This is a genomic window from Micromonospora lacuserhaii, from assembly GCF_036902735.1.
GTDB lineage: Bacteria > Actinomycetota > Actinomycetes > Mycobacteriales > Micromonosporaceae > Micromonospora.
Genome location: NZ_JBAKHO010000004.1, coordinates 160,402 through 185,338 on the forward strand (window position 1 = coordinate 160,402; position 24,937 = coordinate 185,338).

Annotated in this window: 19 protein-coding genes and 1 pseudogene; 16 read left to right on the forward strand and 4 right to left on the reverse strand. The window is 70.6% G+C overall.

The genetic code is table 11. The features are described 5' to 3' along the window. Positions 1-43 precede the first annotated feature (43 nt). The gene (locus V6U81_RS04500; protein WP_334484716.1) at positions 44-376 is read left to right on the forward strand and encodes a hypothetical protein; all 333 of its coding nucleotides are present in this window, start codon (positions 44-46) and stop codon (positions 374-376) included. A 112-nt stretch (positions 377-488) separates the two neighbouring features. On the opposite strand, the gene V6U81_RS04505 is transcribed toward V6U81_RS04500, so the two are convergent. Beyond that, positions 489-1,421, reverse strand: coding sequence for a LysR family transcriptional regulator (locus V6U81_RS04505; protein ID WP_334484718.1), 933 nt, complete (start codon positions 1,419-1,421; stop codon positions 489-491). A 35-nt stretch (positions 1,422-1,456) separates the two neighbouring features. Between V6U81_RS04505 and V6U81_RS04510 the strand changes: the two genes are divergently transcribed. From V6U81_RS04510 to V6U81_RS04535, 6 genes are all read left to right on the forward strand, one after another. Further along, positions 1,457-2,188, forward strand: a complete 732-nt coding sequence (locus V6U81_RS04510) for a succinate dehydrogenase cytochrome b subunit (RefSeq protein WP_420883967.1) — start codon at positions 1,457-1,459, stop codon at positions 2,186-2,188. Between the two features lie 2 nt (positions 2,189-2,190). Then, the gene (locus V6U81_RS04515; RefSeq protein ID WP_334484720.1) at positions 2,191-4,128 is read left to right on the forward strand and encodes a fumarate reductase/succinate dehydrogenase flavoprotein subunit; all 1,938 of its coding nucleotides are present in this window, start codon (positions 2,191-2,193) and stop codon (positions 4,126-4,128) included. After that, the gene (locus V6U81_RS04520; RefSeq protein ID WP_334484721.1) at positions 4,125-4,886 is read left to right on the forward strand and encodes a succinate dehydrogenase/fumarate reductase iron-sulfur subunit; all 762 of its coding nucleotides are present in this window, start codon (positions 4,125-4,127) and stop codon (positions 4,884-4,886) included. The genes V6U81_RS04515 and V6U81_RS04520 overlap by 4 nt, the downstream gene beginning before the upstream one ends. Before the next feature lie 205 nt (positions 4,887-5,091). Next, complete coding sequence (locus V6U81_RS04525) at positions 5,092-6,276, forward strand: zinc-dependent alcohol dehydrogenase (RefSeq protein WP_334484722.1); 1,185 nt, start codon at positions 5,092-5,094, stop codon at positions 6,274-6,276. Further along, positions 6,273-7,205: an SDR family NAD(P)-dependent oxidoreductase gene (locus tag V6U81_RS04530; RefSeq protein WP_334484723.1), complete on the forward strand. Its 933-nt coding sequence runs from the start codon at positions 6,273-6,275 to the stop codon at positions 7,203-7,205. Before V6U81_RS04525 ends, V6U81_RS04530 begins: the two co-directional genes overlap by 4 nt. Positions 7,206-7,310: 105 nt before the next feature. Beyond that, positions 7,311-8,453 carry an MBL fold metallo-hydrolase gene (locus V6U81_RS04535; protein WP_334484725.1) on the forward strand — a complete coding sequence of 381 codons (1,143 nt, stop codon included), beginning with the start codon at positions 7,311-7,313 and terminating at the stop codon, positions 8,451-8,453. Positions 8,454-8,497: 44 nt separating this feature from the next. On the opposite strand, the gene V6U81_RS04540 is transcribed toward V6U81_RS04535, so the two are convergent. Then, positions 8,498-10,009 carry a deoxyguanosinetriphosphate triphosphohydrolase family protein gene (locus V6U81_RS04540; RefSeq protein ID WP_334484727.1) on the reverse strand — a complete coding sequence of 504 codons (1,512 nt, stop codon included), beginning with the start codon at positions 10,007-10,009 and terminating at the stop codon, positions 8,498-8,500. Between the two features lie 103 nt (positions 10,010-10,112). On the opposite strand from V6U81_RS04540, the gene V6U81_RS04545 reads away from it, so the two are divergent. Next, entirely contained in the window at positions 10,113-12,509 is a 2,397-nt protein-coding gene (locus V6U81_RS04545) for a Tex family protein (protein ID WP_334484729.1), read from the forward strand. 99 nt (positions 12,510-12,608) lie between these two features. On the opposite strand, the gene V6U81_RS04550 is transcribed toward V6U81_RS04545, so the two are convergent. Beyond that, positions 12,609-13,607, reverse strand: coding sequence for an LCP family protein (locus V6U81_RS04550; protein ID WP_334484731.1), 999 nt, complete (start codon positions 13,605-13,607; stop codon positions 12,609-12,611). 186 nt (positions 13,608-13,793) lie between these two features. On the opposite strand from V6U81_RS04550, the pseudogene V6U81_RS04555 reads away from it, so the two are divergent. After that, positions 13,794-13,985: pseudogene (locus tag V6U81_RS04555) on the forward strand (hypothetical protein); the annotation flags it as partial. Here the strand turns inward: V6U81_RS04555 and V6U81_RS04560 are convergent. Continuing rightward, entirely contained in the window at positions 13,906-14,922 is a 1,017-nt protein-coding gene (locus V6U81_RS04560) for a DUF389 domain-containing protein (protein WP_334484733.1), read from the reverse strand. The pseudogene V6U81_RS04555 and the gene V6U81_RS04560 overlap by 80 nt on opposite strands. A 316-nt stretch (positions 14,923-15,238) precedes the next feature. Here V6U81_RS04560 and V6U81_RS04565 point away from each other — a divergent pair, with 316 nt between their 5' ends. From V6U81_RS04565 to V6U81_RS04595, 7 genes are all read left to right on the forward strand, one after another. Then, on the forward strand, positions 15,239-16,369 hold the full coding sequence (locus V6U81_RS04565) for a DegT/DnrJ/EryC1/StrS family aminotransferase (RefSeq protein ID WP_334484735.1): 1,131 nt from the start codon (positions 15,239-15,241) through the stop codon (positions 16,367-16,369). Between the two features lie 22 nt (positions 16,370-16,391). Further along, complete coding sequence (locus V6U81_RS04570) at positions 16,392-17,489, forward strand: GNAT family N-acetyltransferase (protein WP_334484737.1); 1,098 nt, start codon at positions 16,392-16,394, stop codon at positions 17,487-17,489. Between the two features lie 560 nt (positions 17,490-18,049). Next, positions 18,050-19,312 (forward strand): nucleotide sugar dehydrogenase, encoded by a 1,263-nt coding sequence (locus V6U81_RS04575; protein ID WP_334484739.1) that lies wholly within the window; start codon positions 18,050-18,052, stop codon positions 19,310-19,312. 163 nt (positions 19,313-19,475) lie between these two features. Further along, positions 19,476-20,144 (forward strand): sugar transferase, encoded by a 669-nt coding sequence (locus V6U81_RS04580; protein ID WP_334484741.1) that lies wholly within the window; start codon positions 19,476-19,478, stop codon positions 20,142-20,144. Positions 20,145-20,489: 345 nt separating this feature from the next. Further along, the gene (locus V6U81_RS04585; protein WP_334484743.1) at positions 20,490-22,331 is read left to right on the forward strand and encodes a polysaccharide biosynthesis protein; all 1,842 of its coding nucleotides are present in this window, start codon (positions 20,490-20,492) and stop codon (positions 22,329-22,331) included. Between the two features lie 190 nt (positions 22,332-22,521). Beyond that, positions 22,522-23,724: a glycosyltransferase family 4 protein gene (locus V6U81_RS04590; RefSeq protein WP_334484745.1), complete on the forward strand. Its 1,203-nt coding sequence runs from the start codon at positions 22,522-22,524 to the stop codon at positions 23,722-23,724. Continuing rightward, positions 23,721-24,923 (forward strand): glycosyltransferase family 4 protein, encoded by a 1,203-nt coding sequence (locus V6U81_RS04595; protein ID WP_334484747.1) that lies wholly within the window; start codon positions 23,721-23,723, stop codon positions 24,921-24,923. Before V6U81_RS04590 ends, V6U81_RS04595 begins: the two co-directional genes overlap by 4 nt. Positions 24,924-24,937 lie beyond the last annotated feature (14 nt).

Below are 24,937 nucleotides of genomic sequence, written 5' to 3' on the forward strand. Positions count from 1 at the left end.
CCTCCGGTCATCGGAGGGCCGGCTTCGATCCCTGGGGTGCAGCGTGTCCATGGTCATCCTCCTCTACATCGTGGTTCTCGTGGCGAGTGCGGTGGCGCTGCTCGGTGTCGCCGTGACGTCGTTCGCCACCACCTCCGTGGTCGACCGGGTGCTCGCCGCGTTCTTCGCCGTCTGCGCGGCCGGCAACGCGTGGCACCTCATCGCCACCGGCGCGGGCCGCGGGGTGGTCTTCATCCCCGCGTTCTTCGTGCCGTTTTACGCCGGGTACAAGCTGTACCGGGGCTTCCAGCACCGGGAGGAGCGCCGCGCCGACCGCGAGGCCAACAAGCGGGCATTGGCAACGGCCGACGACTGGCGCGCATCACGCCGCTGGTAACCCCCCCCCCGCCCCGCCCCCGCCCCGCGATCTTGCACTTTGTGCCCTCGATTCGCGGCATTCACACCCTTTGCCGGGGCCGGAAGTGCAAGATCGCGGGGAGTGGGTGGGGCTAGGGGAGCGGGTCGACGCCGGGCGGCAGGTTGTCGGTGGCGGTGGCGTCGTGGACGTACTCCAGCAGGATCCGGCGCAGCTCCCGGCCGGCGTGGGTGGGCACCACGTCGCGGCGGCGCGCCACCGCGATGGTCCGCCGGACGCCGGGCGGGGCGAGCCGGGTGACCCGGACGCCGGCCCGGCGGGCGACCACGATGCCGGGGACCAGGGCGATGCCCAGGCCCGCCTCGACGAAGCTCAGCACGGCGTCCATCTCCCCGCCGTCGACCGAGAAGGTGGGTTCGAAGCCGGCGTCCCGGCAGGCCTGGATGGTGGCGTCGCGCAGGTCGTAGCCCTCGCGGAACATCACCAGGGGCTGGCCGCGCAGGTCGGTGATGCGCAGCTCCCCGCTGTCCGCCGCAGCGGGCAGCGGCTCCACCGAGGCGACCACCAGGCTCTCCCGCAGGATGGGGTCGACGCGGAGCCCCGGGTCGGCGCCCTGCGCCGGCATGATGATCAGGGCCAGGTCGAGGTCGCCGCGGAGCAGGTCGCGGACGAGGTCCTGCGAGCCGCCCTCCTCCACCCGCAGGTCGACGGTGGGGTGGGCGTCGCGGAACCGGCGCAGCACCGGCGGGGCGAGCGAGGTGGCGAGGCTGGGGGTGGCGCCGAGCCGGACCCGGCCCCGGCGCAGCCCGACCAGCTCCTGCACCTCGCGGGTGGCGGTCTCGACGTCGGCCAGGATCCGCTTCGCCAACGGCAGCAGTACGTCGCCCGCGGCGGTGAGGGTGATGTTGCCCCTTACCCGTTCGAACAGCGGGGCCCCGAGGTCGGCCTCCAGGGCGTGAATTTGCTTACTCAGCGAGGGCTGGGTGATGCCGACGAGGTCGGCGGCTTGGGTGAAATGTCGTACTTCTGCGACCGCCACGAAGTACTTGAGCTGATGGAGCTGCATCTACATAGCTTATGGCTATCAAGACTGCGAAGTCGATGCATTGGACGCCTGATCGAAGTGCTCCTAGCGTCGGTCAGGTGGTAATCACGAAAACTCGGTCGCCCATCCGCTCGAACGTCGGCCTGAAGGCCGTCATGGCGGTGACGGGCATCCTCCTGGTGCTCTTCCTCATCGCGCACATGCTCGGCAACCTGAAGATCTTCACGGGCGCCGAGGCCTTCAACCACTACGCGCACTGGCTGCGCGACCTGGGCACGCCGCTGCTGGCCGCCGGCTGGTACCTGTGGATCCAGCGTGGGGTGCTGCTGATCGCGCTGGTCGCCCACATCGTCGCCGCCACCGTGCTGGCGCGACGCTCGCGGGCCGCCCGACCGGTCAAGTACGCCCACCGCACGAAGGTCCAGGGCAGCTACGCCGCGCGCACGATGCGCTGGGGTGGGGTGATCATCGGGCTCTTCGTGATCTATCACATCCTGGACCTGACCACCGGTCACCTGAACCCGGTCGGCGACCCGACCCGACCGCAGGCCAACGTGGTGGCCGACTTCGCCCCGGAACGCTGGTACGTGACCCTCTTCTACGCCCTCGCGGTGATCGCGCTCGGCTTCCATCTGCGGCACGGCGCCTTCAGCGCGTTCCGCAGCCTGGGCCAGCAGACCCCGAGGGGCGAGCGCCGGGCCCGCGCCGCAGCCCTGGTCTTCGCCGTCGGGCTGACCGTCGGCTACCTGGTGGTCCCGTTCGCCGTACTCACCGGATTGGTGTCCTGACCATGGATCTCTACACCGAGGGCGACCCGATCGCCGACACCAAGGCTCCCGAGGGCCCGATCGACAAGCGCTGGGAGACCCGTCGCTTCGAGGCCAAGCTGGTGAACCCGGCCAACCGCCGGAAGATGACGGTGATCGTGGTGGGCACCGGCCTGGCCGGTGGCTCGGCCGCGGCCACCCTGGCCGAGCAGGGCTACCGGGTCAGGAGCTACTGCTACCAGGACAGCCCCCGGCGGGCGCACTCGATCGCCGCGCAGGGTGGCATCAACGCCGCCAAGAACTACCGCAACGACGGCGACTCGGTGCACCGGCTCTTCTACGACACCGTCAAGGGCGGCGACTTCCGCTCCCGGGAGTCGAACGTGCACCGGCTGGCCGAGGTGTCGGTCAACATCATCGACCAGTGCGTGGCCCAGGGCGTGCCCTTCGCCCGCGAGTACGGCGGCCTGCTGGACACCCGCTCCTTCGGCGGCGCCCAGGTGCAGCGCACCTTCTACGCCCGGGGCCAGACGGGCCAGCAGCTGCTGCTCGGCGCGTACCAGGCGCTGGAGCGGCAGATCGGCCTGGGCAACGTGGAGATGAACACCCGGCACGAGATGCTGGAGCTGGTCATCGTCGACGGCAAGGCCCGCGGCATCGTGGTGCGCGACCTCATCACCGGTGAGATCACCACCGAGATGGCCGACGCGGTGGTGCTGGCCTCCGGCGGCTACGGCAACGTCTTCTACCTCTCCACCAACGCCAAGGGCTGCAACGTCACCGCGTCCTGGCGGGCGCACCGCAAGGGCGCGTACTTCGCCAACCCCTGCTACACGCAGATCCACCCGACCTGCATCCCGGTCTCCGGCGACCACCAGTCGAAGCTGACCCTGATGAGCGAGTCGCTGCGCAACGACGGCCGGGTCTGGGTGCCGAAGGCCAAGGGCGACGACCGCAGCCCCAAGGACATCCCCGAGGACGAGCGGGACTACTACCTGGAGCGGATCTACCCCTCCTTCGGCAACCTGGTCCCCCGGGACATCGCCTCCCGCGCGGCGAAGAACGTCTGCGACGAGGGCCGGGGCGTCGGGCCGACCAAGCTCGGCGTCTACCTGGACTTCGCCGACGCGATCAACCGGCTCGGCCGCAAGGCCATCGAGGCCAAGTACGGCAACCTCTTCGAGATGTACGAGCGGATCACCGGCGAGGACCCGTACGAGGTCCCGATGCGGATCTACCCGGCCGTGCACTACACGATGGGCGGCCTCTGGGTCGACTACGACCTGCAGTCCACCATCCCGGGCCTGTTCGTGATCGGTGAGGCGAACTTCTCCGACCACGGCGCCAACCGGCTCGGCGCCTCGGCGCTGATGCAGGGCCTCGCGGACGGCTACTTCGTGCTGCCGAACACCATCGCCAACTACCTCGCCTCCGGCCCGCTGGACAAGGTCGAGGCGAGCCACCCGGAGGCGGTCGCGGCCCGCCGTGACGTCGAGGACCGGATCTCCCGGCTGCTCGCCGTCGACGGCGACCGGACCGTGGACTCGTTCCACCGCGAGCTCGGCCAGATCATGTGGGAGCACTGCGGCATGGAGCGCAGCGAGGCCGGGCTGCGCAAGGCGATCGACGAGATCCGGGCGCTGCGCGACGAGTTCTGGAAGCGGGTCAAGGTGCCGGGCGACGGCGAGGGCCTCAACCAGTCGCTGGAGAAGGCCGGCCGGGTGGCCGACTTCTTCGAGCTGGCGGAGCTGATGTGCATCGACGCCCTGCACCGGGAGGAGTCCTGCGGCGGTCACTTCCGGGCCGAGCACCAGACCCCCGACGGTGAGGCGCAGCGCGACGACGAGCGGTTCAGCTACGTCGCGGCCTGGGAGTACACCGGCAGTGGCACGCCGTCCGTGCTGCACAAGGAAGACCTGGTCTTCGAATACGTCCACCCCACGCAGCGGAGCTACAAGTGAACCTGACCCTGCGCATCTGGCGCCAGACCGGCCCCAACGACAAGGGTCGGATGGTGACCTACCAGGTCGAGGACGTCTCCCCGGACATGTCGTTCCTAGAGATGCTCGACGTGCTCAACGAGCGCCTCATCCTCAACGGGGACGAGCCGGTGGCGTTCGACCACGACTGCCGTGAGGGCATCTGTGGCGCCTGCGGCATGGTGATCAACGGCAACGCGCACGGCCCGCAGCGCGGGACCACCGCCTGCCAGCTGCACATGCGGCAGTTCTCCGACGGCGAGACGATCGACATCGAGCCGTGGCGGGCCCGGGCCTTCCCGGTCGTCAAGGACCTGGTGGTCAACCGGGGCGCCTTCGACAAGATCATCGCCGCCGGTGGGTACGTCACCGCGCCGACCGGTAGCGCTCCCGAGGCGCACGCCACCCCGGTGCCGAAGGCCGACGCGGACGCCGCCTTCGAGTCGGCCGCCTGCATCGGCTGCGGCGCCTGCGTGGCGGCCTGCCCGAACGGCTCCGGCATGCTCTTCACCGCCGCCAAGATCACCCAGCTCTCGCTGCTGCCGCAGGGCCAGCCGGAGCGCTACACCCGGGTGATCGGCATGGTCGACGCGCACGACGAGGCCGGCTTCGGCGGCTGCACCAACGCCGGTGAGTGCACCGCGGTCTGCCCGAAGGGCATCCCGCTGAACACCATCGGCCGGCTCAACCGGGACTACCTCAAGGCGACCACCACGCGCGGGAACACTCCGGGCTCCTGACGCCACCGGCGGGTCCGCCCGGCCTCCGGCTCACCGACCGCCGTACCCCACCCGGGGTGCGGCGGTCGACCTCTTTCCAGGGGTACGCGCAGACGTGCTCGCCGGGCGGCGTGGGGACCGCCACGGCCGGGAGCCGCCGCTGTCGGTTCAAGTCACCCCGCCCGGGTAGCAGCCCCATGGACGGCACCGAGAGGGGAACACCGGCATGAAGGCACTGACCTGGCACGGCAAGCGTGACGTACGCGTGGACGAGGTACCCGATCCCCGGATCGAGGAGCCGACCGACGCCGTCGTCCGGATCACCTCGACCGCCATCTGCGGCTCCGACCTGCACCTCTACGAGGTGCTCGGGCCCTTCCTGAAGCCCGGCGACATCCTCGGCCACGAGCCGATGGGCATCGTCGAGGAGGTCGGCTCGGGGGTGACCCGGCTCAAGCCGGGCGACCGGGTGGTGGTGCCGTTCAACATCGCCTGTGGCCACTGCTGGATGTGCGAGCGGCAGCTCTACGCGCAGTGTGAGACCACCCAGGTGACCGCCGAGGGCAAGGGCGCATCGCTGTTCGGCTACACCTCGCTCTACGGCTCGGTCCCCGGCGGGCAGGCCGAGTACCTGCGGGTCCCGCAGGCCCAGTTCGGCCCGATCAAGATCCCGGAGACCGGCGCGGACGAGCGCTACCTCTACCTCAGCGACATCCTCCCGACCGCCTGGCAGGCGGTGAAGTACGCCGACACCCCGCCCGGCGGCACCCTGGCGGTCTTCGGGCTCGGCCCGGTCGGGCAGTTCTGCGCCCGGATCGGCCGGCACCTCGGCGCCGGCCGGGTGATCGGCCTGGACCTGGTGCCGGAGCGGCTGGAGATGGCCCGCCGGCACGGCATCGAGACGCTCGACGTCACCGAGCTCGACGACGTCCCCGGCGCGCTGATCGACCTGGTCGACGGGCGCGGCCCGGACGCGGTGATCGACGCGGTCGGCATGGAGGCGCACGGCTCCACCTCGGGCAAGCTCGCCCAGACCGCCGCCGGGCTGCTCCCCGACAAGCTGGCCCGGACGATGACCGACAAGGTCGGCGTGGACCGGCTGGTGGTGCTCAAGGCCGCGCTCAAGGCGGTCCGCCGCGGCGGCACCGTCTCCATCTCCGGCGTGTACGGCGGCGAGGTCGACCCGATGCCGCTGATGGAGATGTTCGACCGGGGCATCCAACTGCGGATGGGCCAGTGCCACGTGCGCCGCTGGACCGACGAGATCATGCCGCTGCTCGCCGGCGACGACGACCCGCTGGGCGTGGAGGACCTGCGCACCCACCGGGTGCCGCTGACCGAGGCGCCGAAGGCGTACGAGATGTTCCAGAAGAAGGAGGACGGCTGCGTGAAGGTCGTGCTCGCACCGTGAGTCGGGTAGTGGTGATCACCGGGGCGACCAGTGGCATCGGCCGGGCGGCCGCACGCGAGTTCGCCGGGCGCGGGGACCGGCTGGTCCTCGCCGCCCGCTCTCCGACCACCCTGGCGCAGGTACGCCGGGAGTGCGCCGAGGCGTACGACGTGCCGACCGACGTCACGGAGCCGGGAGCGCTCGACGCGCTGGCCGCGGCGGCGATCGAGCGGTACGGCCGGATCGACGTCTGGGTGCACACCGCCGCGGTGATGGCGTACGGGCGCTTCGAGGAGATCCCGGAGGAGGTCTTCGAGCGGGTGGTCCGCACCGACCTGCTGGGCGCCGCCGGGGCCGCTCGGGTGGCTCTGCGGCAGTTCAAGGCCGCCGGCGGCGGGACGCTGGTCCTCACCGGGTCGGTGCTCGGGCACATCACCGCGCCGTACATGAGCGGCTACGTGACCAGCAAGTGGGGGTTGCAGGGCCTGACCCGGGCGTTGCAGCAGGAGTCCCGCGACCTGTCCGGGGTGAACGTCTGCCTGGTCACCCCGGGCAGCGTGGACACCCCGGTCTACCAGCAGGCCGCCAACTACGTGGGCCGGACGGGCCGGCCGCCGCTGCCGATCACCACCCCGGAGCGGGTCGCCCGGGCCATCGCGCACTGCGCCGACCGGCCCCGCCGGGAGGTCTCGGTGGGCCGGCTCAACATGGTCATGCGGGTCGGCTTCACCGCCTTCCCCGCGGTGTACGACGTGCTCGTCGGGCCGCTGATGCGGATCGGCGGGCTGACGAACCACCCGGTGCCCCCGAACGAGGGCGTGGTCTTCACCCCGAACCCGGCGGGCGAGGCGGTGCGCGGCGGCTGGCTGCCCGACCTGCCCCGGGCCGCCTGGGCGATCGGTGGGACGGCCGTCTCCGCCGGGGCGGCGGTGCTGCGCCGGCTGCGCTGACCACCCGGCATCCCGGCCGCTCGGGGTGCCCGGGGCCGGACTCGGCCCGGCACGGGGGCGACACGGTGACTACCGTGTACTGCGGGACACGGCGGAGGGGCGAAGATGCGGGAACCAGCGGAACGGGAACTCGAGCGGGCGGTCGGCGGCCGGCTGTGGCGGATGGCCGGGCTGGCCGCGATGGCCGGCCTGGCCTGGACGGCCCGGGACGTCCCGGCGCAGCTGGGCGGCCGGCTGACCGGCGCCCGGGCGGAGCGGGCGGCGCGCTCCCCCCAGTTCCGCGACGGGACCTTCCACAACCGGACGGCCACCCGGACCATGTCCGGCGAGCCGGGCCGGAACCTGGTCTGGGAGCTGCTCTTCGGCAAGCAGCGCCGGCGCCCCACCGCCCCGGTGCCGCTGCTGCGCCCCGCGCCCGCGCCGCAGAGCGACGCCGAACGCGAACTGGGCATCATCTGGTACGGCCACGCCTCGTCCCTGATCGAGATCGAGGGGCACCGGGTGCTGGTCGACCCGGTGTGGAGCGACCGCTGCTCCCCGTCGGCGGCGGTCGGCCCGAAGCGGCTGCACGAACCGCCCGTCCGCGTCGACGAGCTGCCGCCCGTCGACGCGATCCTCATCTCCCACGACCACTACGACCACCTCGACATGGCCACCGTGCGGGCGCTGGTCGCCGGGCAGTCCGCGCCGTTCCTGGTGCCGCTGGGCGTCGGCGTCCACCTCGACCGGTGGGGCGTGCCGGCGGAGCGGATCATCGAGCTGGACTGGTCGGAGAGCCACCGGGTCGGCGGGCTGGAGATCACCGCCACCGCCGCCCAGCACTTCTCCGGCCGGGGCCTGCGCCGCGACGGCACGCTCTGGAGCTCCTGGGTGGTGGCCGGGGCGCACCGGAAGGTCTTCTACACCGGCGACTCGGGCTACTTCGACGGGTACGCCGAGATCGGCGCCGCGCACGGCCCCTTCGACGTGACGCTGATGCAGATCGGCGCGTACGACCGGGCCTGGCCGGGCATCCACATGTTCCCCGAGGAGGCGGTCTCCGCCCACCTCGACCTGCGCGGCGGACTGTTCATCCCGGTGCACTGGGCCACGTTCAACCTGGCCCTGCACGACTGGTCCGAGCCGGTGGACCGGCTCTGGGCCGAGGCCAAGGCCCGCGACGTGCGGCTCGCGGTGCCCCGGCCGGGCGAGCGTGTCGTGGTGGACGACCCGCCGCCGGTGGACGGCTGGTGGCAGGCGGTCGCCTGACCCGGCGGTGACCGGGCACCGCCGGCCCGCGCCGGCGGGCCCGGTCAGAGCACGAAGGCGTCGGTCCAGAGGGCGCCGGAGCGGCCGGAGAGGGCGTCCAGCATCGCCACCGCCTGACCGTCGGTGAGCTGCGCGACGAAGTCGACGATCGCCCGCCCCCGGGCCTTGCCGACCCGGTCCGGGGTACGCGGGTGCAGCTCCGCCTCGGCCAGCTCCACCAGGTCGTGCAGCCGCCGGGGCAGCCGGGATTCCTCCTCCGGGTCGAGCAGCCACTCCCAGAGCGCCTCGATCAGGGTGCCCAGCAGCCGGGCCTGGCCGCGCTGGTGCAGGGCCAGGTCCGGGCGGGCCAGCACGAAGCGGTGGTGGACGAACTTGAGCACCTGCACCTCGTGCCACTGGGCCCGGCCCAGCAGCACGTGCCCGGAGCGCACGTCCGGCTCGCCGACCACGGTGATCGCGTCGACGAACCGGGTGGTCCAGCGGGCGGAGAAGCGGGCCACGTACTGCTCGGCCTCGATCGAGCCGTCGAAGGGCAGCGCCAGCAGCCCCTCCACCAGCTCCTGCCGGACGTGCTCGACGGCGGCGGCGAACGCCTCGTCGTCGGCGATCCAGGCGTCCTTGCGGTGCAGCTGGCGGCGGAGCCGTTCGATCGCCGAGCCGGGACGGCGGGCCGCGCCGGCCAGGGCCCCGTCGGTGATCGCCCGCAGGTGCCCGCCCTCGCGCTGCCAGGCCATCAGCTCGGCGGCCACCGCCCCCTGCTGGAGCACGCCGACCCGGTAGAAGTCCTCCACGTCGTGGATGGCGTACGCGATGTCGTCGGCGGTGTCCATCACCGACGCCTCGACGGTCTGCTGCCACTCGGCGATCCGGCCGGCGAACGGCTCCCGCGCCTGACGCAGGTCGGCCAGCTCCGTGCGGTACGCGCCGAACTTCAGCGAGCCGCTCTCCAGGTCGTCGGGCGGGGCGGCGGCGCCCCGGGGGGCCGGGGAGAGGTGACGCGGGTGCGGGTCCGGGTGGTCCAGCCGGGTCCACGGGTACTTCAGCATCGCCGCGCGGACCGCGGCGGTCAGGTCGAGCCCGGTGGTGGCGGCGCCCCGGATCTCGGTGCTGGTGACGATCCGGTACGACTGCGCGTTGCCCTCGAACCCGTCGGCCAGCCCGAGCCGCTGCCGGGCCAGCCGGTCCAGCACCCGCTCCCCCAGGTGCCCGAAGGGCGGGTGACCCAGGTCGTGGGCGAGCGCGGCGGCCTCCACCACGTCCGGGTCGCAGCCACCGAGCTTCTCCAGCAGGCCCCGGTGCCGGTCGTCGGCGGTGAGTCGCTCGGCGATCGCCCGGGCCACCTGGGCGACCTTCAGGCTGTGGGTCAGCCGGTTGTGCACCAGCAGGCCGGAGCCGCCCGGGCTGATCACCTGGGTGACGCCGTTCAGCCGGGAGAAGAACGGCGAGGACACGATCCGGTCCCGGTCGGCCCGGAACGGGCTGGCGGCCAGGTCGCCGAGCGCCCGGGCGCTGCCGCCGAAGAGCCGGCGCGCCCGCGGATCCGCAGCTTGTTCCATGATCGCCACGCTAGCGCAGGCGCGTCGGGCGGGTGTGGCGAGCGGCGTCGGGGGCGGCCGGCAGAATGCAGCACGGAACCCACAGCGAAGGCGGATCAAGATCGTGACCCAGTCTGTTCATCAGCGGATCGCCGACGAGCTCGGCGTCGCGGAACGTCAGGTGCGGGCGGCCGTGGAGCTGCTCGACGGCGGCGCCACCGTGCCGTTCATCGCCCGCTACCGCAAGGAGGCCACCGGCCTGCTCGACGACGCACAGCTGCGCACGCTGGAGGAGCGGCTGCGCTACCTGCGCGAGCTGGACGAGCGGCGGGCCGCGGTGCTGGAGTCCATCCGCGGCCAGGGCAAGCTCGACGAGGCCCTGGAAGCGCAGATCATGGCCGCCGACTCGAAGTCCCGGCTGGAGGACATCTACCTGCCGTACAAGCCGAAGCGGCGGACCCGGGCGCAGATCGCCCGCGAGGCCGGGTTGGCGCCGCTGGCGGAAACCCTGCTCGCCGACCCGACGCAGGACCCGAAGGCGGTCGCCGCCGGCTACGTCGACGCCGACCGGGGGGTGGCCGACGCCGCCGCCGCGCTGGAGGGCGCCCGGGCCATCCTCATCGAGCGCTTCGCCGAGGACGCCGACCTGATCGGCACGCTGCGCGAGCAGATGTGGTCGCGGGGCCGGCTGGTCTCCCGGGTACGCGACGGCCAGGAGGCCGCCGGCGCCAAGTTCGCCGACTACTTCGACTTCGCCGAGCCGTTCCCGAAGCTCCCCTCACACCGGATCCTGGCCATGTTCCGGGGCGAGAAGGAGGGCGTGCTCGACCTGACCATGGATCCGGAGGCCGACGGCGACTCCGACGCCACGGTCACCGGCCCGACCCGGTACGAGGCGGCCATCGCCGGCCGGTTCGGCGTCAGCGACCAGGGGCGGCCCGCCGACCGGTGGCTGACCGACACGGTGCGCTGGGCGTGGCGTACCCGGATCCTCATCCACCTCGGGGCGGACCTGCGGATGCGGCTCTGGCAGGCGGCCGAGGAGGAGGCCGTCCGGGTCTTCGCCATGAACCTGCGCGACCTGCTGCTCGCCGCGCCGGCCGGCACCCGACCCACGATGGGCCTCGACCCGGGCCTGCGTACCGGCGTGAAGGTGGCCGTGGTGGACGCCACCGGCAAGGTGGTCGCCACCGACACCATCTACCCGCACGAGCCGCGCCGGCAGTGGGACGCCTCGATCGAGACCCTGGCAAAGCTCGCCGGGGCGCACGGGGTGGAGCTGATCGCGATCGGCAACGGCACCGCCAGCCGGGAGACCGACAAGCTCGCCGGCGAGCTGATCAAGCGGCACCCGCAGCTCAACCTGACCAAGGTGGTGGTCTCCGAGGCTGGCGCGTCGGTCTACTCCGCCTCCGCGTACGCCTCCCAGGAGCTGCCCGGGCTGGACGTGTCGCTGCGCGGCGCGGTCTCCATCGCCCGCCGGCTCCAGGACCCGCTCGCCGAGCTGGTCAAGATCGACCCGCGCTCGATCGGCGTCGGGCAGTACCAGCACGACCTGTCCGAGGTGAAGCTCTCCCGCTCGCTCGACGCGGTGGTCGAGGACTGCGTCAACGCGGTCGGCGTCGACGTCAACACCGCGTCCGCTCCCCTGCTCACCCGGGTCTCCGGGATCGGCGCCGGGCTGGCCGAGAACATCGTGCTGCACCGGGACGCCAACGGCCCGTTCCGCTCCCGGTCGGAGCTGAAGAAGGTGGCCCGGCTCGGCCCGAAGGCGTTCGAGCAGTGCGCCGGCTTCCTGCGCATCCCCGGCGGCGCCGACCCGCTCGACTCCTCCAGCGTCCACCCCGAGTCGTACCCGGTGGTGCGCCGGATCCTGGCCAGCACCGGGCAGGATCTGCGCTCGTTGATCGGGAAGTCGACCATCCTGCGCGGCCTGCGGGCGACCGACTTCGTTGACGACACGTTCGGCCTGCCCACCGTCACCGACATCCTCGCCGAACTGGAGAAGCCCGGCCGGGACCCGCGACCGGAGTTCCGTACCGCCACCTTCGTCGAGGGGGTGGAGAAGATCGGCGACCTGACACCGGGGATGGTACTGGAGGGCGTGGTGACCAACGTGGCCGCGTTCGGCGCGTTCGTCGACGTCGGCGTGCACCAGGACGGCCTGGTGCACGTGTCCGCCATGTCGAACACCTTCGTCAAGGATCCGCGGGACGTGGTGAAGTCCGGCGACGTGGTCCGGGTCAAGGTGCTCGACGTCGACGTGCCGCGCAAGCGGATCTCGCTGACCCTGCGGCTGGACGGCGAGACGCCGTCGGGGCCTGGACGGCCAGCGTCCGACGGCGGGCTAAGCGAGCGCGGCGGCGGCCGCGACGGCGGCACCGGCCGGGGCGGCGCGGACCGTGGTCGGGGCGACCGCGGCGGAGCCCGGGGTGCCCAGCGTCAGGGTCGCGGCGGAGTCACGCCGCCCCCGGCCAGCGGCGCGCTGGCCGACGCCCTGCGCCGGGCCGGGCTGGCCTGACACGTTCCGGCCGGCCAGCGTCCAACGGGATGACGTTCGACGGCCCCGGGACCACCGCCGTGGCACCCGGGGCCGTCGCCCGAGAGGGACCGGTTCTCGTCAGTTGGGTGCCTTCCCCTGCTGCGGGTTCTCCCTCAGCCACTCGTCCATGGTGTCGTTCTTCACCGCCGCGAAGAGCTTCGCCGAGGCGGGCATGTCCGGGAAGATCACGCTCTGGTCGCCGACCATCCCCACGCCAGTTGTGGGGCTGATCATCATGGTCACGTTGTCGGCATCGACCTGCCGCAGGTCCCAGATCGTGTCGAAGACCGACAGCCCCTGGTCCACCTGCACGGCGCCGGCCGTCGCTTGGAGGAAGTCGTTGAGCTGGCCGGGGCTGGTGAGCACGCCCTTGCGGCTGGCCTCCCGCATCACGGCGGCGAGGAGGGCCTGCTGGTGACGCATCCGGCTGTAGTCCCCGTCGGCGAACTGCTTGCGCTCCCGGGCGTACTCCAAGGCGACCGTGCTGTCCATCCGGTGCACGCCGGGCTGAAAGACCCTTCCGGGGGGCACAGTCGAGGTGAAGGGACGATCCACGGTGACGTCCACGCCGCCCAGCGCGTCGATGACCTTGCCGAAGCCGGCGAAGTTCAGCAGGACGACGTGATCGATACGCACGCCGGTGAACCTCTCGATCGTCCGGACCAGCAGCGGCGTCCCACCCCAGGCATAGGCCGCGTTGATCTTGGCCTTGGTCGGACCGCCGCCGCCCTCCGGCGGAGAGGCCGGGATAGTGGTCCAGGTGTCTCGCGGGATCGAGATGAGCTGCGCCCGGTCCCGGCTGTGCGGCACGTGGACCAGCATGATGGTGTCGGTACGCGAGACGGTGTCGCCCGGCTCGGACTGATCCTTGCCGACGATGAGGAAATTGAGCGCGGAATCCGCGGCCCGGACCGGTCGCTGCTCGTCCTGCAGCCCATTGAAGGCGTCCACCTTCTCGACCTGCTTCTCCAGTGACCGCACGTAGAGCCACCCGCCGACCCCACCGCCGCCGATCACCAGCAGCAGCACGAGGGCGGCGACGAGGATGGCCGCCCGGACCCACCGGCTCCTCGACAACCACCGTCGACGTCGCCGTCGACCGGTGTCGTCGCCCTGCGGATTCCACGGCGGTCGGGACGACCGACCTATCTCGCCAGGATGCACCTGATCCACCATGGATCGGGACATTACCTGCTAAAAGCGATGCGAGCAGTCGAACCGGTGTACGGCCCTGTACGGGCTTCCGGGAGGGGCGAGCGACAGCGCATCGCGAGCGGCGCGGTCGACGCCGACGGACGGCTCTACCTGCTGACCGTCGCGGCCAGCCTGCGGGCCCGGCTGCTCGGCGCCGCCCCGCGCCCGCAACCGCCGCTGGTCATCGGAGCGGGCGGTCGGGATGGCGAATCCCTTCCGCTGCGGGATCGTCGGCTGGAGGGCGGGGACGCCTGGGGGTGATCGGCCCGGTGGCGCGGCGAGCCACATTCCACCACCACAGCTGTTGCAGGGCCAGGGTCACGAGGCCGGCGAGGACGATGGCGCAGAGGTTGATGACCAACTGAAGCGCCGACCCGGCGGCCTCGTGCCAGACCCCGTACGCGGCGGCGACGGCGACGTTCGCGGCCGCGGGCACGGTGGTGACCGAGATCAGCACCCCGACGAGTGACCCGGACTTCTTCGAGGTGAGCGAGAGCATCCCGGCGACCCCGGCCAGCAGGCCGACCACCCAGGAGAGCGCATCGGGCCGCCAGATGAAGTCGGTCAGGGGCCGCTCGGCGAGCAGCATCTCCCGACGGACGAGACCGGCGGCGGTGAGCGCCCAGGTGCTCAGCACCGTGGCCACCATGGCGACCAGGAACCCGCCCACGATGGCCTGCACCGACCGCAGAATGATCTTCGCCTTTCGCCGAAGCAGCGCGACGCAGAGTGCGGCGAGCGGACCGAACTCGGGGCCGACCACCATCGCACCGACGATGAGGATGGGCTGGTCGATGAGCACGCCGATCCCGGCGATCATGGTGGCGACGACGATCAGGACCAAGTAGGTCCCGGACAGTTCGGTCTGCTCACCGGTCTTGGCGGCGATCTCGTCCCAGACCAGCGCGTCGGCGCCGCTGCCCGGAGCATCCCGGGCGGCCCGGTCGGCGGCGGTCGACAGGGTCAACTCCACATCGTCGGCGGCGATCCCACCGCGGGCCTCGACCCCCAACTGCCGGAGTCCGTGCAACACGCCGTCCGCACTCTCCCGCACGACGTCGCAGAGGATCAGGTCGCCCGCGGGCTGACGGCCGGCTCCATTGAGCACGGCCAGGTGAGTGACCCCGGGATCCGCGGCCAGCAGGTCGACGACCGCCGCCGACTGGTCGGACGGAGCGATGATCCTCAGGTGCAGCATGCCTCCCCCATCCGCCATTCGGCGACATCGTGGGCGGCCCACTCTACGGGCAGTTTCCCGGGCATCGGACACCGACTTGGCCACCCTCCAGCCTGCGCCCAACGTGGATGATTGCGACGCCGAGGGCGCCTCACTTATCCCCCAAAGATGGCGATACCGCCACGGATCGACATTCTCCTCGTTAGCCTCAAAAGAACATTTCCAGCGGGTCGGAGGCGCATGCCCGGACCGCACACTGAGCGCCGGATGCCCTCGATGCCTATACCCGACGGTTGCGCGGGCGACCGGTGGTCGCATCCACCAAGGAGTCTGTCCCGTGACCGATCCGGTCCTCCTGTCGCCTCCCGATGTCGGCCCGCTCGAGGAGTCGTCCGTCCTGGACGCGCTCCGATCCGGATGGGTGGCGCCGGCCGGTCCCGACGTGGAGGCGTTCGAGCGCGAAGTCGCCGAGCGCGTCGGCTGCGGCCACGCTGTGGCGCTGTCCTCGGGCACCGCAGGTCTGCACCTGGCCCTGCTCGCCATCGACGTCCGCCCCGGCGACGTCGTCGTGGTGCCCACCCTGACCTTCGTGGCGACGGCCAACGCCGTGGTCTATACCGGGGCGGAACCGGTCTTCGTCGACTGCGAGCCCGCCACCGGCAATCTCGACCCCGACCTCCTGGCGGAGCTGCTCCGCGACCTCCGCGCCGGGGGCCGGCGGGTCGCCGCCGTGATACCGGTGGACATGTTTGGCGCGTGCGCCGACTACACCCGGATCCTGCCGCTCTGCGCGGAGGCCGAGGTGCCGATCGTGGTAGATGCCGCCGAGTCGCTGGGTGCGACCCACGTGGGCCGAGCCGCCGGATCGTTCGGCCGGGCCGGGGTCTTCTCCTTCAACGGCAACAAGATCATCACCACCTCCGGCGGCGGCATGCTCGTCTCGGACGACGCCGACCTGGTCGCCCGCTGCCGGTACCTGTCCACCCAGGCCCGCCAGCCGGTCCCCTACTACGAACACACCGACGTGGGCTACAACTACCGGCTAAGCAATCTCCTCGCCGCAGTCGGTAGGGCACAACTGCGCCGCTTGGACGACATGATGGCGCGGCGCCGACAGTTGCGGGAGCTGTATGCGAAGCTCTTCGCCGCGGTCCCCGGCGTGCGCGTGCTCGCCGACGAGGATACGGCGGCCAACTGCTGGCTCACCACCATCGTCGTCGATCCCGCCGCCGCCGGCTGGCGGGCTGCCGAACTCGGCGCTCACCTCGGCGCACAGGACATCGAAACCCGCCCGGTATGGAAGCCGATGCACCTCCAACCGGTCTTCGCCGGGCGGCGTGCGCTGCTCAGCGGCACCGCCGAGCGGCTCTTCACCGACGGCCTCACCCTGCCCAGCGGCTCCGCGATGACCGAGGTCCAGGTTGCCCGGGTCCTCACCGAGATAGAACGGTTTCTCCAATGCCGATGACCGGACGACAGGCGGCGGTGTGATGAATCTCGAGCTCCTGAACGCGCGAAAGAGCGCCGATGTGAGCCGCTGGCTGGCGGTGCATCGGGCCTGGGCCCTCCGGGACGTGTTCGCCCACCCCGCCTATGTGCGCCTCTGCGCCGGTGAGCAGGACGAGCCGCTGGCGGCGTACGCCGAGACGGCCTCCGGGTTCATCCTGTACCCGTTCGTGCTTCGGCCGGTCACCGCACCGCACCTGGTCGGCTCGGGGCCCCCGATCTGCGACATCATCAGTCCTTACGGCTACGGCGGCGCGTTCCACACCGGTGCTGACGAGGTGGAGGCAAAGGAGTTCTGGTCGGCCTTCGACGGATTCTGTCGGCTCCGTAACGTCGTCTCGGAGTTCACCCGCCTCATGCTGCTCGAGGACCGACGCCTGCCGTACCCGGGCCGTACCGAGCAGAAGCTCGTCAACGTGGTGCGTGACCTGCAGACGCCACAGGACGAGATATGGCGCGAATTCGACCACAAGGTCCGCAAGAACGTGAACAAGGCTAGCCGACTGGGTGTCCGGATCGAGATCGACGAGACCGGGGCACGCCTCGACGATTTCCTGCGGATCTACGAGGGCACGATGGACCGCCGGCAGGCCCGGACGAACTATTACTTCCCGCGGACGTTCTTCGAGACGATCCTCCACGAGCTGGCCGGACATTTCGCGTTCTTCCACGCCCTGCACGAGGAGCGCGTCGTCTCCACCGAACTCGTTCTCGTCTCGGCAGACACGCTCTACTCCTACCTCGGGGGGACCGAGCGGTCCGCGTTCGACCTGCGCCCGAACGACCTGCTGAAGTTCGAGGTCATGCGGTGGGGGCAGGAACACGGGAAAGCGCGATTCGTACTCGGCGGCGGGTACGCACCTGATGACGGCATCTTCCGCTACAAGCGAGCCTTTGCACCAGACGGGCTGATCCCCTACTCGGTCGGCACCCGGGTCTTCGATGGGCCCACCTTCGCCCGGCTGCTCGACGCGCACCAGGCAGAAGGGCGTCGTCGGCTTGCCGGATGGCATCCGGACCCCGGATTCTTCCCCGGCTACCGGCAGGAGCTACCGCCACTACCGGAGCCAATGGCTTCATGAGGGTGTCGGCGCTGCCGCTTCCAGGGCTTGCCCGATGGTGTCCTGCCGGATTCAGCTGGTCGTCCACCGGTGACGGAGGTGGCCGAGCCTGTGCCTGCGGGACCTTCCCGGCGTAACGGTCCACGCCCGCCCGTTCGGCGTGGTGCTGGTGTTCGGACTCGCCGGAGCGGCGGGAAGCCATCCGCCACGGGCCGGTCGCCAGGAATTGTCTAGCGTTGCACTGGAGTCTCAGCCCGGAGGACACCGCACCGCACCCGGGGACTTCTCCCGTCGTATGCCGCACCTGCACATCGGCATGCGGTGGAACAGCAGCGACATGCGACGGGTGGCACGGATCGTTCGCGAGCTGCCCCGGCGGCATCCATTAGAGCCGCGATCCACGTCCGTGGTCACCGTCCCCTGCCCGCTCATCACCTTCCCTGACGACGAGCCGAGGCAGTCAGCAGCACGACTGCGCCGTCCACGTCGCGCCGGACGTCCTGTTTACCCATCTTCGGCACCTCTACACCGCTTGCGGGTATGGTTACTTTTCGTAGGACTAGCCGGATTTAGGGGCATTGGTGAACATTGAGAAGCTGGTGGTCATTGGCCAGGGGTATGTGGGACTCCCACTGGCGATGCGGGCGGTAGAGGCCGGGTTCGACGTGGTCGGCCTCGACCTCGACGAGAGCCGGGTCAAGCAGCTCGCGGCAGGCGAGTCGTTCGTCGAGGACATCTCCGCCGCCCGCCTCTCCCGGGCCCTGAGCACGGGTCGCTACCACCTCACCACCGAGTACGCTGATGCCGCCGGGTTCGACTTCTGCGTCATCACCGTCCCCACACCGCTGCGCGACGGCACCCCGGACCTGAGCTACATCGAACAGGCCGGCGTCGCCGTCGGCCCTTACGTCCGGTCGGGTTGCACGGTGATTCTCGAGTCGACCACCTACCCCGGCACGACCGAGGAACTGCTCCGCGGGCTGCTCGAGTCGGCCAGCGGGCTGCAGAGCCCGGGGGATTTCCATCTGGGATACAGCCCGGAACGGATCGATCCGGGAAACCCGACATGGCGGCTGGAGAACACGCCGAAGGTGGTGTCCGGCGTGGACGCGGCAGCGTTGGGCCGGGTCGACGGGTTTTACCGACGGATCGTCGAGCGAACCGTCCCCGTCGACTCCACCCGCGTAGCGGAGCTGACCAAGCTGATCGAGAACACGTTCCGGCAGGTCAACATCGCTCTGATCAACGAGCTGGCGGTACTGTCGCACGAACTCGGCATCGACGTGTGGCAGGCGATCGACGCCGCCGCTACCAAGCCGTTCGGCTTCATGTCGTTCCGGCCCGGTCCGGGCGTCGGCGGTCACTGTCTACCGATCGACCCCTGCTACCTGTCCTGGCAGGTGAAACGGACGCTCGGCCGGCAGTTCCGGTTCGTGGAGTTGGCCAGCGATGTCAACCACGAGATGCCCGAGCACGTGGTGCAACGCATCATGGCGGGGCTCAACCGCCACGGCCGCCCGGTCAACAAGTCCCGGCTACTGCTGCTCGGTCTGGCGTACAAGAAGAACACGGGCGACATGCGCGACTCTCCCGCCATCGACATCACCCGCCGGCTCCAGGTCCTCGGCGCCGAGGTCCGCGCGGTCGAGCCCTACGCCGAGCCGCACCACGTCCCCGACGGCGTGGCCATAGTGGATCTCACCGAACGCGAACTGCGCGCCGCGGACGCGGTGGTGGTGGTCACCGACCATGACGGCCTCGACTACGACCTCGTCGCGCGCACCGCGCGATACGTCTTCGACGCCCGCAATCGCTGCGGCGGCGACAACGTCGAGCGGCTCTGACCGCCCCGTCGAAACCACCACACCTCGCGGTCCGCGCGCCCCTGGCCCCGGTGGCCCCGCCACCGTCGCTCCGGTGCCGGCCGTCCTGGCCCGCCCCATCCGCGACGGTGTCCGGACACACCCGATCCTCACAACGCTTGACTGACCTGCTGGAGCACACGCCGTGATCGCCCATCGTGACCCGTACGACCGGATGAAGCGGGCACTCGACATCCTCCTCGCAAGCCTCGCCCTGCTGGTTCTCTCGCCGGTCCTGCTGGTGGTGAGCGTTGCGGTCGCGCTGGTGATGGGCCGCCCCGTGCTCTTCCGCCAGATCCGGCCAGGCCTGCACGGCAGGCTGTTCGAGCTGCGAAAGTTCCGGACGATGGAACCGATCCGTGCGGGCCGGGTCAGCGACGGCGAACGCCTGACCGGTTTCGGTCGGTGGTTGCGCTCGACCAGTCTGGACGAGCTGCCGACGCTGTGGAACGTCCTGCGTGGCGACATGAGTCTGGTGGGACCGCGTCCGCTGGTAGTGGAGTACCTCGAGCGGTACACGCCGGAGCAGGCGCGCCGCCACGAGGTGCGGCCGGGCATCACGGGGCTGGCCCAGATACGGGGCCGCAACGCCCTGAGCTGGGAAGAGAAGTTCGCCTACGACGTGCGGTACGTCGACACGCGGTGTCTCCGGCTGGATCTACGAATTCTGCTGGAGACGGTGGTCAAGGTACTCCGCCGTCAGGGCATCTCGGCAGATGGTCACGCGACCGCACCTGAGTTCCTTGGCACCGGAGCGTCGGCCCCGGACGGTCGGCATGCCCGGAGGCCACGGGAAGCGAGCAGGCAGACGTGAATGCAGCTCACCAATTCCCGCATCGGCCGGCACTCACGGGTGAGCCGCCGGGCCACCGATACCGACAGATGTATCACCCCAGTCTCCAGGATCGACCCCTCCCCCACGCCGCGTCGACCGCTTCCCGAGCCGATCCGCCCGAGGCCTGTGCGGCGAAGGCGGCTGCCCCGAAGACCTGTTCGCGATTGACGGCACCTCGCCACGCTCGTTGGCGGGCTCGGGAGTAAGACCCGGTTAGAACATACAAATACTTGTTGTCCATATACGTTCCGTTGTGGCGGGTGGGGGTCCGCCGCGTGATTGGTACCGAACGGGACTTCGAAGCTCGAGTAACGGGGGACCAGCATGCAAATCATCGCCACCGAACAGCCCGCGTCCGACACTGTGGTGCGACGGAAAGCCGGGCGCCCGACGGCGGGTGCTCTACTCGCCGCCGACAGTGCGGCCTGGGTCGGCGGTCTGACCGCAGCGGCGTGGACCAGGTTCGAATTCGATCTCGCACCCGGGCAGCTGATCCGGGCCGTCGGGGTGGGGTTGGCCGCCGCCGCGCTGCACACCGCTGTCTCTTGGGCGCGGTGCCGGCGCTGGGGCCGACACCCGCTGGGCAGCGTGCAGGAGGCCCAGGCCTTGGCGGCGACGACCGCTTGCACCGGCCTGGCCATGCTCATCGCCGTCACCTGGCTGATGGACCGGCCCGTGCCCGCCAGTTCCCCACTGGTCGGCGGCGCGATCGCGCTGCTGTGCATGCTGACGATCCGCTCTGTGTACCGCCACCGCGGCGACCAGGCACTGCGTCCCGACGCCCGCTCCGCGACCCGGGTACTGGTGTTCGGCCTCGGCGCCGCCGGACAGGCACTACTGCGGGCGCTGCTCAGCGACCCCCGCGGCCACTACCTGCCGGTCGGCCTGCTCGACGACGACCCCGACAAACGACACCTACGCATCAACGGCGTGCCCGTCCTCGGTGGCCGCGACGACATCGCCAGCGCGGTCCGCCGCACCGGGGCAACGACACTGATCTTCTCCGTGGCCAACGCCGACGCCGAACTGATCCGCCACCTACGCACCCTGACCTATACCGCTGGCGCCGATTTCAAAGTCCTACCCCCGGTCCGCGAACTCGTCGACCACCGAATCACCGTCACCGATGTACGCAGCCCCAACATCGCCGACCTGCTCGGCCGACGACAGGTCGTCGCCGACCCCGTCACCAACGAAAGCGGCCTCGCCGGCCGGCGGATCCTCGTCACTGGAGCCGGCGGATCCATCGGCTCCGAACTTTGCCGGCAGATCATGCGCGCCAATCCCGGCGAACTCATGATGCTCGACCGGGACGAATCAGCCCTGCACAGCCTGCAACTCTCCCTCTCCGGCCGGGCCCTGCTCGACGGCCCCGAACTGATCCTCGCCGACCTGCGCGACCACGAAGGCATCCAACGCATCATCCACCACCGGCAACCCGACATCATCTTTCACGCCGCTGCCCTCAAACACCTTCCCCTCCTACAACGCAACCCCGGCGAAGCGATCAAGACCAACGTCTGGGGAACCCAAACGCTCCTCGGCGCCTGCCATGACGTCGCCAAATTCGTCAACATCTCCACCGACAAAGCCGCCGACCCCGTCAGCGTCCTCGGCTACTCCAAACGAATCACTGAGCGTCTCACCGCCCACGCTGCTCAGACGCACCCCGGCACCTTCCTCAGCGTCCGCTTCGGCAACGTGCTCAGCAGCCGCGGCTCCGTCATCACCGCCTTCCGCAGCCAGATCGACGCTGGACTACCCATCACCGTCACCCACCCTGACGTCACCCGCTACCTCATGACCGTCCAAGAAGCCGTCCACCTCGTCCTACAAGCCGCAGCCATCGGCCGAGACGGCGAAGCCCTCGTCCTCGACATGGGCCGGCCCGTCCGCATCGACGACCTCGCCCGCCAACTCGCCGCCCAAGCACCCGGACCCACCCGAATCACCTACACCGGCCTGCGCCCCGGCGAAAAACTTCACGAAGCCCTCTTCGCTCAAGACGAAAAAGACGTGCGCCCCGTCCACCCCCTCATCAGCCACGTCCCAGTCCCCCCACTCACCCCCACCGAACTCACCACACTCGACCCGTACGACGACCCAGAAAAAGTCATCGAACAACTCGCCTGGCTCTCCACGCTCCAACCACACCTCCCCGACTAAGCCGAACCAGGGAGTGGCAGCTCTGCGTGACAGCAACGACGGCGCTCACTCAATCGAGATCGGAGACCACATGACTGGCCGCCCTGTTCTTCCTTCCACCGATGTGAGGGCCTCGGCCGAGGCTCAACAGGGTCGGAACACGGCAGGACTGGTTCAGTCCGGCTCGGCAGCTCGCGAACGGCCGCTGCGCGTGGCGGTCCTGCTGAAGACCAACAGCGGCGGACTGTGGATCCTGCCGCAGGTGGAGGAACTTCGCCGCCGCGGCCACGAGGTGATCCTCATTCTCCCGGCCGGCGCCGGCAGGTTGACCGTCGAGATGCAGCAGCGCGGATACGAGGTGATCGCGTCGCCATTCGCCTTCACCTTCCGGCCGACCGTCTCGACCCTTCGTGGCCTGCTGGCACTGCGGGCGCTTCTCCGCCGGCTACGACCGGACGTCGTGCAGTACCACCTGTACGCGTCGGCGCTCGCGGCACGGCTGAGCGCCCTGGGACTGCCGGCCCGTCGCGTGCACACGGTGGCCGGTCCGCTCTACCTGGAATCGCCGCTGATCCGCGTTGTGGAACGGCTGTTGTGGCGCCTCGACCACGTGACCATATGCGGGACAGGGTTCACGTCGAAGCTCTACGGCGCCCTCGGGTGCCCGGCCGATCGCAGACCGGTGGCGACGTACGGCGTCAACACCGATCACTTCGCTCCGGCCCGGCACGACGACTCCGTCCCCTCCCGGTACGACCAGCGGAAGGTGGCCGACCGACGCGCCAAGAGACGCGCCGAGTTGGGAATCGCGCAGGATGCCTTCGTGGCCGTCATGGTCGCATGGGTCTACCCGCCCAGACGTCTCGTCCACCAAGGCCGCGGTATCAAGGGCCACGACGTGCTGCTGGAAGCGTGGCGGAGCTTCCAGGCCCACCACCCCCGAGCTCATCTGCTGCTGGTAGGTAGTGGTTACGGACCCGCTGGTGAAGCCCACCGGGAGAACCTCATCGCCCGTTACCGGATCGCGGCGGATCCGAACGTTACGTGGCTCGCCTCGGTGGAGGACGTCCGCCCGTGCTACGACGCCGCGGATGTCAGCGTAAGCCCGTCGCTCTCGGAGGGGCACGGGGCCGCGACAGAGGCGAGCGCGATGGGCGTACCGAGCATCGTCAGCGACGCCGGCGGACTGCCCGAAACCGTCGACGAGCGCAGCGGTTGGGTGGTTCCGCGCGGTGATGTGACCGCTCTCGTCTCAGCGCTGGAGAGCGCCTACCAGGAGTTCCAGGCGGGGCAACTCGTTGCGCGCGGGGAGCAGGCCCGCCGGCGCGCGGTGGAGCTGTTCGACAACCGCGCGGCCGCAATCGACGTGGCCGACGTCATCGAACGCAGCGCCGGCCAGGTCGCGCGCCGATGAGGGTCGTGGTGACGGCGGAGGCGCGGTTCTCCCGTACCCCGGACGGCGCGGTATGGACCACCGGCAGCGCGGGCCATCGGTTCTGGACCCGGTACCTCTCCGCCTTCGAGCAGGTCCGGGTGGTGGCGCGGGTGCTGGACGTCCCAGAGCCCGAGGACGGCGCGGTGCGCGTCGACGGGAGCCAGGTCGAGGTCTGGCCGGTGCCGTACTACGTAGGGCCGCGTCAGTACCTGCGTTCGCGATCGTCGATCTGCCGAGCGGTGCGGGGCGCGGCCGAAGACATGGACGCGGTGATCCTTCGGGTGCCCTCGCCCATCGGCGGGCTCTTGTCCAGCTCGCGAGATCGGCTACGGCTGCCGTACGGGCTGGAGGTGGTGGGCGACCCCTATGACGTGTTCGCACCCGGGGTGGTTGGCCATCCCCTGCGGCCTCTGCTGCGGCAGTGGTTCGCCCGGAGGCTACGACACCAGTGCGCGTACGCGGACGCGGTGTCCTACGTCACCGAGTGGTGGTTGCAGAGCCGCTATCCGGCTCGGCGCGACGCCGTCACCGGCGTCTACTCCAGCGTCGACCTCCCACCCGCCGCCTACGTGACGCAGCCGAGGCGACCAGTCTCCGCAGCGGACACGTCGACCCTGGTCTCGATCGGTTCGTTGGACCAGCTGTACAAGGGCATCGACACGCTGATCGAGGCGTTGGCCCAGTTGGTGGCAGCCGGCATCAGCGTGCGACTGGTGCACCTCGGGGAGGGTCGGTTTCGGCCGCGGCTCGAGCAGCTCGCGGCCCGGCTCCGAATGGCCGACCGCGTGGAATTCCTCGGGGCGGTGCCGAGCGGAGATTCGGTGCGGCGGCGACTCGACGCGGCGCACCTGTTCGTCATGCCGTCCCGGACGGAGGGACTGCCGCGGGCGATGATCGAAGCGATGGCCCGGGGGCTGCCGGCGATCGGGTCCCGAGTCGGCGGTGTGCCGGAGCTGTTGTCCGACGAGGATCTGGTCGAGCCGGACGATCCAACCGGGTTGGCCATGGCGATTGCGCGCATGCTCGCCGATCCGGCAAGGATGACGAAGGCGTCTGCTCGCAACCTCGCCCGCGCCCGCCACTACTCGGCCGACACCCTCGCCGCCCGCCGCGACGCCTTCTACGGCCAGGTCAGGCAGGTCACCGAGCGACGCGTGCCGACGAGCATTCCGATGTGACGGATGCAGTTCGT

Excerpts from the sequence above, each read along its gene's own strand:
- V6U81_RS04505 (WP_334484718.1), bottom strand. The coding sequence starts at position 1,421 with ATGCAGCTCCATCAGCTCAAGTACTTCGTGGCGGTCGCAGAAGTACGA.
- V6U81_RS04510 (WP_420883967.1), top strand. The coding sequence starts at position 1,457 with ATGCATTGGACGCCTGATCGAAGTGCTCCTAGCGTCGGTCAGGTGGTA.
- V6U81_RS04515 (WP_334484720.1), top strand. The coding sequence starts at position 2,191 with ATGGATCTCTACACCGAGGGCGACCCGATCGCCGACACCAAGGCTCCC.
- V6U81_RS04525 (WP_334484722.1), top strand. The coding sequence starts at position 5,092 with ATGAAGGCACTGACCTGGCACGGCAAGCGTGACGTACGCGTGGACGAG.
- V6U81_RS04535 (WP_334484725.1), top strand. The coding sequence starts at position 7,311 with ATGCGGGAACCAGCGGAACGGGAACTCGAGCGGGCGGTCGGCGGCCGG.
- V6U81_RS04540 (WP_334484727.1), bottom strand. The coding sequence starts at position 10,009 with ATGGAACAAGCTGCGGATCCGCGGGCGCGCCGGCTCTTCGGCGGCAGC.
- V6U81_RS04560 (WP_334484733.1), bottom strand. The coding sequence starts at position 14,922 with ATGCTGCACCTGAGGATCATCGCTCCGTCCGACCAGTCGGCGGCGGTC.
- V6U81_RS04570 (WP_334484737.1), top strand. The coding sequence starts at position 16,392 with ATGAATCTCGAGCTCCTGAACGCGCGAAAGAGCGCCGATGTGAGCCGC.
- V6U81_RS04585 (WP_334484743.1), top strand. The coding sequence starts at position 20,490 with ATGCAAATCATCGCCACCGAACAGCCCGCGTCCGACACTGTGGTGCGA.
- V6U81_RS04595 (WP_334484747.1), top strand. The coding sequence starts at position 23,721 with ATGAGGGTCGTGGTGACGGCGGAGGCGCGGTTCTCCCGTACCCCGGAC.